11 protein-coding genes are annotated in these 11210 nt (G+C 51.9%); 4 read left to right on the top strand and 7 right to left on the bottom strand.

Translation table 11 applies throughout. From position 1 onward, the window contains the following. Positions 1-21 precede the first annotated feature (21 nt). The 6 genes from rplI to PY990_RS07040 form a co-directional block, all read right to left on the bottom strand. Positions 22-474 carry a 50S ribosomal protein L9 gene (rplI, locus tag PY990_RS07065; RefSeq protein ID WP_275271007.1) on the bottom strand — a complete coding sequence of 151 codons (453 nt, stop codon included), beginning with the start codon at positions 472-474 and terminating at the stop codon, positions 22-24. Positions 475-492: 18 nt separating this feature from the next. Further along, positions 493-762 (bottom strand): 30S ribosomal protein S18, encoded by a 270-nt coding sequence (rpsR, locus tag PY990_RS07060; protein ID WP_008249877.1) that lies wholly within the window; start codon positions 760-762, stop codon positions 493-495. A 25-nt stretch (positions 763-787) separates the two neighbouring features. Beyond that, positions 788-1138, bottom strand: a complete 351-nt coding sequence (gene priB / locus PY990_RS07055; RefSeq protein ID WP_275271006.1) for a primosomal replication protein N — start codon at positions 1136-1138, stop codon at positions 788-790. 26 nt (positions 1139-1164) lie between these two features. Further along, positions 1165-1569 (bottom strand): 30S ribosomal protein S6, encoded by a 405-nt coding sequence (rpsF, locus tag PY990_RS07050; protein ID WP_105028835.1) that lies wholly within the window; start codon positions 1567-1569, stop codon positions 1165-1167. A 139-nt stretch (positions 1570-1708) separates the two neighbouring features. Then, positions 1709-3400: an AMP-binding protein gene (locus PY990_RS07045; protein WP_275271005.1), complete on the bottom strand. Its 1692-nt coding sequence runs from the start codon at positions 3398-3400 to the stop codon at positions 1709-1711. A 132-nt stretch (positions 3401-3532) separates the two neighbouring features. Then, positions 3533-4240, bottom strand: coding sequence for an FFLEELY motif protein (locus tag PY990_RS07040; protein WP_275271004.1), 708 nt, complete (start codon positions 4238-4240; stop codon positions 3533-3535). 128 nt (positions 4241-4368) lie between these two features. Here PY990_RS07040 and PY990_RS07035 point away from each other — a divergent pair, with 128 nt between their 5' ends. Genes PY990_RS07035 through PY990_RS07020 form a run of 4 tightly spaced genes read left to right on the top strand, consistent with a single transcriptional unit; the run spans position 4369 to position 9037 of the window. Further along, positions 4369-5823 (top strand): coniferyl aldehyde dehydrogenase, encoded by a 1455-nt coding sequence (locus tag PY990_RS07035; RefSeq protein ID WP_275271003.1) that lies wholly within the window; start codon positions 4369-4371, stop codon positions 5821-5823. Positions 5824-5834: 11 nt separating this feature from the next. Next, positions 5835-6350 carry a hypothetical protein gene (locus tag PY990_RS07030; protein WP_275271002.1) on the top strand — a complete coding sequence of 172 codons (516 nt, stop codon included), beginning with the start codon at positions 5835-5837 and terminating at the stop codon, positions 6348-6350. A gap of 15 nt (positions 6351-6365) precedes the next feature. Next, positions 6366-8021 carry a GMC family oxidoreductase gene (locus PY990_RS07025; protein ID WP_275271001.1) on the top strand — a complete coding sequence of 552 codons (1656 nt, stop codon included), beginning with the start codon at positions 6366-6368 and terminating at the stop codon, positions 8019-8021. 5 nt (positions 8022-8026) lie between these two features. Beyond that, positions 8027-9037 (top strand): alpha/beta fold hydrolase, encoded by a 1011-nt coding sequence (locus PY990_RS07020; protein WP_275271000.1) that lies wholly within the window; start codon positions 8027-8029, stop codon positions 9035-9037. 9 nt (positions 9038-9046) lie between these two features. On the opposite strand, the gene PY990_RS07015 is transcribed toward PY990_RS07020, so the two are convergent. Next, positions 9047-11032 carry an SDR family oxidoreductase gene (locus PY990_RS07015; RefSeq protein WP_275270999.1) on the bottom strand — a complete coding sequence of 662 codons (1986 nt, stop codon included), beginning with the start codon at positions 11030-11032 and terminating at the stop codon, positions 9047-9049. Positions 11033-11210 lie beyond the last annotated feature (178 nt).

Below are 11210 nucleotides of genomic sequence, written 5' to 3'. Positions count from 1 at the left end.
GGTATGGCTGAAGCGCTTTGATTAAGCTGCTTCGCCAGCCACCACAACTTTCACGTCTACAACCACGTCGGGGTGCAGGGCAACAGTCACAGTGTGCTCGCCAGCAATTTTCAGCGCGCCGTTGGGCATGCGTACTTGTGCTTTCTCAACTTTCAGGCCAGAGGCATTCAGTGCGGCAGCGATGTCGTGATTGGTTACCGAACCAAACAAACGACCATCCACAGCAGCTTTTTCGCTCAGTTGGACAGTGGTTTCGCTCAACTTGGCACCCAGGGCTTGGGCGGCGGCCAGCTTTTCAGCAGCAGCTTTTTCCAGTTCGGCGCGGCGTGCCTGGAATTCAGCGATTGCAGCTTCAGTGGCGCGCTTGGCTTTGCCGTAAGGGATCAGGAAATTACGTGCGTAGCCGTCTTTTACGCGAACCACGTCACCCAGTTGACCCAAATTGGGCATTTTTTCAAGAAGAATTACTTGCATGGTGTTCTCCCGTACTGCTTAGTGGTTGTCGGTGTAAGGCAGCAAAGCCAGGAAACGTGCGCGCTTGATCGCTGTGTCCAACTGGCGCTGATAATTCGCCTTGGTACCAGTGATACGAGCGGGCATGATCTTGCCGTTTTCGCTGATGAAATCCTTGAGCGTGTCGATGTCTTTGTAATCGATTTGCTCTACCTTGCCCACTGTGAAGCGGCAAAACTTCTTGCGCTTGAACAAGGGGTTTTGTTGTGGACGACGTCCCTTGCGATCATTTTTACGACCAAAAGCCATAATATTCTCCAACTATTTCAAGTCCTCAACATTCGCGCACTGCGCAAACATGGAATCGAAGACTTTTTGATTTGTGCGAACGAAGCGCTATGAATCCGGTCCAGTTTTTCAGGCTTCCCACTTCAAGGCCACTGACTTGGTTGGCTGCCACACCCAGCGCGACCGCTGAAACTGTGCACTTCACCATTCTTGGCTTGCTGGCTTCAAGCTGCTCACTGTCGTGTTCAAGCTCGAATTCGCAAATGGGCAAACCTGCCGGGGTGTATCGCAATATTGATTTTGCAACCAATTTGGCGGTCAAGGTGAACTGGTTGATGCCAGCCTTTCCTTCTTCCCCAACCTTATCTGGATTTTCCGCTGCTTCCTCCTGATTCATTGATTCAGTGTTGTGTTAAGACGAAATTACTCGTCGTCACCCTCGTCTGAATCGGAACTGTCGTCGTTCGAAGACGCAGTGGCAGAAGCGGCTTTACGCTCTTGCTCACGCTGAACTTCCTTCATCATTGGAGAAGGCGCGGTTTCAGCTTTTTTCATCTTCACAGTCAAGTGACGCAGTACGGCATCATTGAATTTAAACGCAGTTTCCAGTTCTTCAAGAACTTCCTGGCTGCATTCAATGTTCAACAACACATAGTGTGCTTTGGCCAATTTCTGGATTGGGTAAGCCAATTGGCGACGGCCCCAATCTTCGTGGCGGTGTACTTTGCCGCCGTTGGCTTCGATGGTTCCACGATACTTCTCAACCATGGCAGGCACTTGCTCGCTTTGGTCGGGATGCACGATGAAAGCAATTTCATAGTGACGCATTGATTAACTCCTATGGATTTTCCACAATTGGAAAAGCCGCCGCACCCCCGTGGTGCAGCAGCAGGTAACCCAAAATTATAGTGGGTTTTCAGAAAACAGGCAACGACACAGGGCCATTACCTGCTAAAAACGAAGAAAATCAGCTGACTTGCTCTTGCAAACGCTTCTTTTCCATGTCGCGAAGCTCGCGGCGCAGCACTTTGCCTACCGGGCTCTTGGGCAGTTCCTTCATGAATTCCACGTGTCGCGGAATTTTGTATGCCGTCATGTGCTTGCGGCAATGCTCGATTACCTGCTCCGCCGTTAAATCGGGGTCTTTTTTAACCACAAACAGCTTCACAGCCTCACCGGTTTTGCTATCGGGCACGCCCACAGCGGCCGCTTCAAAAATACCATTCAATAGCGTGGCCACAGCTTCAATTTCTTTGGGGTACACGTTAAAGCCCGACACGAGAATCATGTCTTTCTTGCGATCGGTGATATAGAAGTAGCCGTTTTCGTCCATGTAGGCGATATCGCCTGTTTTCAGCCAACCGTCTTGGGTCAGAATTTCAGCGGTTTCACGTGGCTTGTTCCAATAACCGCGCATCACCTGCGGGCCTTTCAAGCACAATTCGCCCTCCTGGCCCACCGGCAATTCGTTAAAGTCATCGTCACGAATTGTCACGTCAGTGGACGGTACGGGTAAACCGATCGATCCGTTGTATTCCTCGTGCAGGGGATTAATACACACCGCAGGCGAGGCCTCGGTTAAACCATAAGCCTCTGACAAACGCGTACCCGTGACTTTCTTCCAGCGATCAGCCACCGCAGGCTCAATGGCAGCACCACCGCCCAACACCAGCTTCACATGGGAAAAGTCGACTTGCTCAAAACCAGGGGTATTCAATAAGCCATTGAACAAGGTGTTAACACCTGTAAGCGCCGTAAATGGCACGGCAGCCAGCGTTTTCACAAAAGCTTTCATGTTTCTGGGGTCAGTAATCAACAGACAATGACCGCCCACCTTGATAAACACCAGAATGTTCGCAGTCAGGCAGAAGATGTGATACATCGGCAGCGCAGTGATCGCAATTTCCTTGCCCTCTTCAATGTCCTGGTTCAACCAGGCCGATGCTTGCTGCAGGTTAGCCACAATATTGCCATGAGTCAGCATGGCGCCCTTGGCTACACCAGTGGTTCCGCCGGTGTATTGAAGAAAAGCCAAATCGTCGTGGGTAATATTGACCTTGCGTAGCTCGCTATTACGCCCAAAAGCGAGTGCTTTCTTGAAGGTAATGGCCCCGGCAATGTTGAACGCCGGCACCAGCTTCTTCACATAGCGCACCACAAAATTCAGCAAAACACGCTTGAAGAAACCGTGCATTTCACCCATGGAAGCCAGCACAATATGCTCGACAGGCGTATTTTTGATTACCTTTTCCAGCGTGTGAGCCACGTTCTCGAACACCACAATCACCTTGGCGCCTGAGTCCCGCAGTTGATGTTCAAGCTCGGTGGGGGTGTACAACGGATTCACGTTCACGGCGACGAAACCAGCGCGGATTGCACCCAACATGGCAACAGGGTATTGCAGCAGATTGGGCATCATGAAGGCGACACGGTCGCCTTTTTTCATGCCAGGCAGGCTTTGAAGGTAGGCACCGAAATCGCGGGTTAGTGAATCCAGGCGCTCGTAGGTCAGCGCCGTACCCATGTTGCTGAATGCGGTTTTGTCGGCGAACTTGCGACTTGCGTCCTCAAAAATATCCCGAATAGACGGGTACTGATCCAAATCAACCGACGTGGGTACGCCCGGCGGGTAGCTCTGAATCCAGGCTTTATCTGTCACAAATGTCTCCTTCTTGTGGGCACTGCCGTGCTTCGCAACTGTTTTGTATTGATGGAAAACAATACCGGAATATCAAAGAGCATGGATTCTAATGCACTACGATTGCGATGTGTACCTGCACCGTGGGCGCGGTCAAGGAAATTTCGACAAGGTTCCTTGTCGAATCCCTTCAAGGATGGACATTTCACGTTCTTGAATCAACTGAAAAAACAGGGTTGGCTTTTCTAGCGAGGCGAAAGCATCCAGGCCTTGACTTAGAAAATCGTGGAAATCCTCTAAATTCGCCTTTTGCGCTGCACCACGTGTCATCTTCATCAATGGCCGTAAAAAAGGCAGGCGCATCAACTTGCGCAAGGATTCACCCACCTCGCGAACCAACAAAATTTGACGCTCTCGCAAATCAAATTGCCCTTGTTTTCTAAAAGCTTCAATGTAAGATTTTTCTTTAAGTAAATTATCAGAATAAAACTCTTTCTCATTGATAAACATGGTTATTTCATCATCCAGAAGCTCAGCAAGATAATCCATATAAATCACTTTTCGAACCGTATCTACCGCCCCACCTGGCAGCAACTTCTCCAATTTGGGCAATACCCTTTCGACTTGATGGTCTCGCGTGCTGACATCGTGCGTGCAGTACAGTTGATCCAGGAAAAAGCGACAAGCTGCGCGCATGCCCTGATCTTCAAGCAGATCCTTATAAGTAAATTCCAACCTACTGTTTTGAAATACTTTTATTTCTTTCTTTAAGCGCATAAATTCGACTGAACGCCCCTCACCCACGCGAAGGGCTGTGATGGCTTTTTGTAATTCCAAGGGCGAGCTTTGAATATCAATCATAGGGATTCAATTGCCGTTAAATGGTGAAGCTCCACATCGTTTGTTGCACAGCAGCACAAATCAGACATGGAAAATAGTCAAAATTTATGTTTACATCCGTTAATGTTAAACCGGAGAGTGAGACAACAATGAACGCCCCATCCAAAGCACACGGCCAAGAATTGACAGCAGCAGAACTAAAAGCAACTTTGGAGTCTTTGAAGCAAGCTTACCGCATCAACCCCTTCCCGGAATGGAGCCAGCGCAAAGCCTGGCTGATGGCGTTGAGCGACATGATTTACGACAACAAGCTGAGAATTGCTGAGGCCATTTCAGAGGACTTCGGCTACCGCTCAAAAAATGACACCTTGTTGGCAGAGGTATTCCCTTCGCTGGAAGGCATTCGCCACGCCATCAAACACGGTAAAAGCTGGATGAAGCCTCGCAATGAAGGCGCCAGCATTTGGTTCAAGCCGGCGAGCACTTGCCTGATGCCACAGCCTTTGGGCGTGGTGGGTGTGATCGTGCCCTGGAATTACCCCTTGTTTTTATCCATCGGCCCCATGATTGCCGCACTTGCGGCGGGTAACCGTGTGTTTATCAAGATGAGCGAATACACCCCCCGCTTCAGTGCCCTGCTCGATGAATTGCTGGCCAAAGCCCTGGGCCGCGAGGTGGTACAGGTCATCAATGGTGGCCCTGAGGTTGCTGCGGAGTTTTCCCGTCTGCCATTCGACCACCTGCTGTTCACCGGCTCAACGCCAGTGGGCAAGATGGTGATGAAGGCCGCCAGTGAAAACCTGGTGCCCGTGACGCTTGAACTTGGCGGTAAAAGCCCTGTAATCATCACCGCGCCCACCGTGGCCAACCCAGGCCGGTTTGAAAATGCAATTGCGCGTACATTGTCCGGAAAGTCGATCAATGCAGGCCAAACCTGCATTGCCCCCGACTACCTGATGGTTCCCGAAGGCTGTGAAGAGCAATTGATTTCACACGCCAAGGCAATTATTGATCGCCGCTTCCCGGACGGCATTTTGTCCAAAGACTTCACTGGCATTGTTTCTGACCGCCATGCCACCCGCCTACAACGCTTAATTGACGAAGCCGCGGAACAAGGTGCGCGCGTGGTGACACTCATGAAAACTGCCGACAGCCCAGGCCGTAAAATTCCAATGACGCTGGTATTCAACGCCAAACCAGATTCCATGCTGATGCAAGAAGAAATTTTTGGTCCGGTGCTGCCTGTGATCACCTACAAACGTTTGGATGAAGCCCTGGATTACATCAACGATCGCCCTCGCCCGCTGGCTTTGTATTTGTTTGACGATGAATCAAAAACCCAAGACATGGTGATGAAGCAAACAATCGCCGGCGGCGTGTGCCTGAATGAAACACTGTTTCATATTGCTCAGGAAAACCTGCCATTTGGCGGCGTGGGCGATTCAGGCATGGGCCATTACCATGGCAAGTTTGGTTTTGACACCATGACCAAGCTGAAGCCTATTTTTAAACAAAGCCGTTTCCATGTCATGGAAATGTTGTCGCCACCCTATGACAACAAAATGTTTGCCTTCATGACCAAACTGCTGACCCGCAAGGTATAAACAGAAGCTTCATGAACAGACGTCAATTTTTTAAATTCGGTGCCGCTGGTCTGCTGCTGGCTGGCGGCCTGAGTTGGCTGGGCAAGCACTTTGCCAAAGTGGAAGTGGTCGCAGGTCAGTCTGTTGTGCAACAACAGCACATACCCATGCTGAAGGCCATTGCCGAAGGGCTACTAGACCCTGCGCTACCAGCCTCAGGGAGAACCCAAGCAATTGAAGCGGCGGTAAACGCGTTTGTAGGTGCAACCAATACATTGGCACCGAACGCGCAAGCCGAGCTTGGGCAACTTTTGAATATTCTTGAAAACCCGGTGGGAAGAAGACTGATTGCCGATTTGGGCAGCAGTTGGGAGCAAGCCTCACCAGCGCAGGTGCAAGCCTTCCTGGTGTCGTTCCGGGACCACCCCATTCCGGCACTCCAACCCGGCTACCATGCTCTTCACGACCTGATGATGGCAAGCTGGTATGGACTGCCCGACCAGTGGGTCGACATGGGCTATCCGGGCCCGCCCTTCCAAGTTCTCTGACCTTCACCTTTGCCAATGACTGAACAAGAAATCAAACCCATGGGGACCCTGGCGGGCGGCTTAGTGCCCGACCTGTTCGCGGCGGGTATCGCAAACGGCTGGAAAGCCTATGAAGCACACAAGCGAGAGATGCCCAAGCAGATGAGTGCCGATGTAGTGATTATTGGCACCGGTGCGGGTGGCGGTATTACCGCTGAAATATGCGCCAAGGCAGGCTTGAAGGTGCTATTAATTGAGGAAGGTCCGCTAAAGACATCAAAAGATTTCAAAATGCTGGAATCAGTGGCCTACCCCACGCTGTACCAGGAAAGCGCTGGCCGCAAAACAGCTGACAAGGCCATCAATATTTTGCAGGGCCGCACTGTGGGCGGTTCCACCACCGTGAACTGGACATCGAGCTTCAGGACACCAGCCGAAACGCTGGCGTTCTGGCAAAACCAGTTTGCCCTGAAAGACATGACTGTGGAGGCCATGGCCCCGTGGTTTGAACAAGCAGAAAGGCGCTTGAACATTGCCGACTGGCAAGTACCACCCAATGAGAACAACGACATTTTGCGCCGTGGCGCTGAAGCCAAAGGAATTTCCTGGGGTGCGATTCGCCGCAACGTGAAAGACTGCTGGAACTTGGGCTACTGCGGCATGGGCTGCCCCACCAATGCAAAGCAATCCATGCTGGTTTCAACCATTCCAACTGCGCTTGATCATGGTGCGGAACTGGTCGCTTCCCTGCGCGCGCATTCCTTCAAAATTTCCCAGGGCCGCATTAGAACCCTACGCTGCCAGGTTATGAATCCCGATGGCGTGCTGCCCTCTGGCAAGGAGGTGGAAGTCATCGCCAAACATTTTGTGCTGGCTGGTGGATCAATCAACACCCCCGCGGTGTTGTTGCGCTCGAACGCGACTGATCCGCACGACCGTTTGGGCGAACGCACCTTTTTGCATCCCGTTGTCATTTCAGCCGCAAGAATGGAACAGGAAGTGCGCGCCGATGCAGGCGCTCCCCAAACCATTTACAGCGACCATTATTTGCACACAGACCCGATTGATGGCCCGGTAGGCTTCAAGCTGGAGGCACCACCCCTGCACCCAGTCATTTTTGCTTCAACCCTGCCTGGTTTTGCGAAAAAGCATTCAGACGTGATGCGCAACTTCTCGAAAACGCACATGCAACTGGCTTTGCTGCGCGATGGTTTCAATTCCGGCAGTGTGGGCGGACAGGTGCGCTTGAACAGTGACGGCAGCCCGGTGCTGGACTACAAGCTAACCCCTGCAATTTGGGATGCTGCACGCAGAGCCTTGTTAGCCATGGCGGAGTTGCAGCACGCTGCCGGGGCGCTAAGCACCCTGCCAGTGCATGAGTACTCCAAACCGGCCAACAACATTGATGAAGCCTTGAAGCAGATCAATGAACTCGACATGAAACCACTGAGTATGAAAGTAGTTTCCGCCCACGTGATGGGGGGTTGTGCCATGGCAGGCGAAGAAAAGCTGGGTGTTGTACGCCCTGACGGACGCCATTGGCAAATCGAGAATTTGTCGATTCACGATGGTTCGTTGTTCCCCACCAGCATTGGTGCAAACCCACAACTGTCCATTTACGGTTTGACCAACAAACTGAGCCAGCAATTGGTGGCTGAGCTCACCGGCCAAGCCGCCACAGCGCTGGCTTAAGCATCATGATTCGCCACCTGAACAGGCTTTACTGGATTGGATATATTGCAGTCATGTTTGGCCTGTATTGGGCACTTCATCATTGGTTTGGTGTTCGAGCCGACGATGCGGCCGTTGTGGCAGTTACCGTGGTGGCAGGCCTGCTGTTTGCAGCACACATCGGCTTTAACATTTCGGGTTTCGCCCTTTCCTACAGTGTTCGCCAAATTCCGCAAGTGCGTGACAAAGGTCTGCACTTCCACAGCACCGAGGGAGAAGGATTTCACCGACTCAGCCTTGCACGTTGGGTTAAAGCAGTGCTTGCAGAAAGCCTTGCGTCGCTCAAGTTAATCACGCTGCTTCAACCCTGGGCACCCAAGCCGGACGGCATACAATTGGCTGGCAAAACCTGGCGCAAGAAAAAGCCACTGCCCGTGTTGCTGGTGCACGGGTATCTGTGCAATTCCGCTGTGTGGGCGGGTACACGCGCCCTGCTTGATCGCGCCGACGTAAGCACCCATGCAATTACTCTTGAACCGGCCATCGGTTCAATCCGCAATTATTCCGATGCGATTCATGAAGCAATCGACGAATTGCTTGTGGCTACAGGCGCGCCACAGGTGAAAATCATTGCGCACAGCATGGGCGGTGTAGCAGTGCGCTACCATGCCACGGAATACGGGCATCACAGAATTGCCGGCATGATCACCATTGGCAGCCCACACTACGGCACGGCTTTGTCTACCTTAGGTATTGGCAAAAATGTGAAACAAATGGCCTGGGGAAGTTTCTTCTTGAAAACCTTGCGCGAGCACCCAACCGACAGGGAATTTCAAACCAAAATTTGGTCCCTCTGGAGTCCGCAGGACAACATTGTGTGCCCACCGGCGTCAAGCAAGCTGGAGTTTGGAAAAAACACCGCTGTGCCCGGTTGCGGGCACGTGGCTCTAGTGAATGACTCCACCACGGAAGACCTGATTCTCAACTGGCTTGCAGAAGATGCACAGGCCTACCCGTTGGCGGAAAACCGGGCCTGACCCGAATACTTAGAAGTGGATACCTTGCATCAGGGTTGAGAACGCAACCTGTTCTGCAGACGGACCGCCGCCCTTCTTGCCTTTGGCCGCCGATTCCGAATCCGGGAACATGCGGAAAGACGTATTCATCAAAATTTGGGCCGGCTTGGGGATCAGTGCATGCATCACCTGCCCCAACACACCCAAGCGCGTTGCAATCCGAACTGGCTTGTGAATCACTGCTTGCGCAATCAAATCGGCTGCCTGCTCGGGGCTTAGGGTGGGTACGTTGTTGTACAGCTTGGTCGGCGCAATCATGGGAGTACGCACCAGCGGCATGTTGATGGTGGTAAACGTAATGTTCAAGTCCGCAAACTCGGAGGCTGCACAACGCGTCCATGCATCCAATGCGCCTTTGGAGGCCACATAGGCTGAAAAGCGCGGCGCGTTGGTCAACACGCCAATTGAAGAAATATTCACCACGTGGCCTTTGCGCCGCTCCATCATTTTTGGCAACAAACCATAAGTAACACGCAGGGCACCGAAATAGTTCAACTGCATGGTGCGCTCCAGATCGTGGAAGCGGTCAAAGCTGTTTTCAATACCACGGCGAATTGAACGGCCTGCGTTGTTGATCAAAATATCGACGTGACCGAAATCGGCCAGCAATTGCGCAACAAATCGGTCGCAATCCTGCATATCGGCGATGTCGACGGAGTAGGTGTGCAGGGTGTTGCCTTCGGAATTGATCAAGGCCTTGGCCTCTGCCAGCTTTTCTTCATCGCGGCCGCAAATCACGGTAATCGCACCGGCAGCTGCAAATTTTTGCGCGGCAGCCAAACCAATGCCGGATGAACCACCGGTAATTAACACCACCTTGTCCTTGACCTGACCAGTCAAGCTGCGGTCGATGAACAAATCGGGATCCAGGTGACGCTCCCAGTAATCCCAAATGGCCCATGCGTAGTCCTCTAATCTTGGGCATTCAATGCCACTGCCATCCAGTGCAGCCAGTGTTTGGCGGCAATCGTAACGGGTTGGCCAGTTGATGTAACCAAAAACCTCCTCAGGCAGGGCCAGGTCTTTCAACAATGCATTGCGAATGCGGCGAACAGGGGTCAAGCTCATCAAACCTTTTTTCACGGCACCGGGTACAAAACCGAACATGGCTGCATTGATTCGCATTTCCATTTTAGGTGCGTGGGCTGCACGTGCAAATATGTTCAGCACGTCACCAATTCGGTTGGGGCTGGGGTCAACCAAATGGAAGGCTTTGCCATCCAGATCCGGCTGATGCGCGATATGGTCCATGGCATTCACCACAAAATCCACAGGTACAATGTTGATGCGACCACCTTCGATGCCAATAGTGGGCACCCAAGAGGGCAGCAATTTGCGCATTTTCTGGATCAACTTGAACAGGTAATACGGCCCGTCAATCTTGTCCATCTCGCCGGTTTTGGAATCACCCACCACAAAACCTGGGCGATACACCCGCCAAGCGCCTTTTACTTTCTTGCGCACAATTTCTTCGGAATCGTGTTTGGTGCGGAAATACGGGTGATCTAGATTCTCTGCTTCTTCGAACATGTCTTCGCGGAACACACCCTCATACAATCCAGCGGCCGCGATTGACGAAGTTAACTGAAAGCAGCCCGCGCCAATTGCATTGGCCAGATCCACTGCGTTCTCGGTGCCTTTGATGTTGGTTTCCTGCTGGCTTTCCGCATCAGCGGCCAAATCGTAAATGGCTGCCAGGTGAAAAAAATGGGCAATATTTTTGTTCAGCTCTTTAATCTCGGTGGCTTTCAATCCCAACTTGGGTTTGGTCAAGTCGCCAACCACCGGAACACACTGCCCTTTTTTCGCACCCCAATACTTTTGAAGTTCGGGTACTTTGTCTAAGCTTGATTCACGAATCAGGAAGTAAATGGTGCCTTTGCGCTTTTGCTCAATCAAGCGCTTCACCAATCGTTTACCGATGAAGCCAGTGGCTCCGGTCACAAAATAATTCATGTATGTCTTCTCCGCGCGGGGTTTTTTTATGGAAGATACGTCTTTGGAAGGCTTACTATAACTGCCCGCCCGAAATTCTCAAACTCCATGCGGGCTCTGACGGTGTTTTGTCAGCACCGTGCTTACGGGAAAACACGAGGTAGGGTTTAGTGTGCCTTCTCTAGTGTGGCATCGATAA

This window comes from Limnobacter olei (assembly GCF_029087225.1).
GTDB classification, from domain to species: Bacteria; Pseudomonadota; Gammaproteobacteria; order Burkholderiales; family Burkholderiaceae_B; genus Limnobacter; species Limnobacter olei.
The sequence above is the reverse complement of the archived record's forward strand: the minus strand, read 5'-3'. Positions and strand labels throughout refer to the sequence as shown.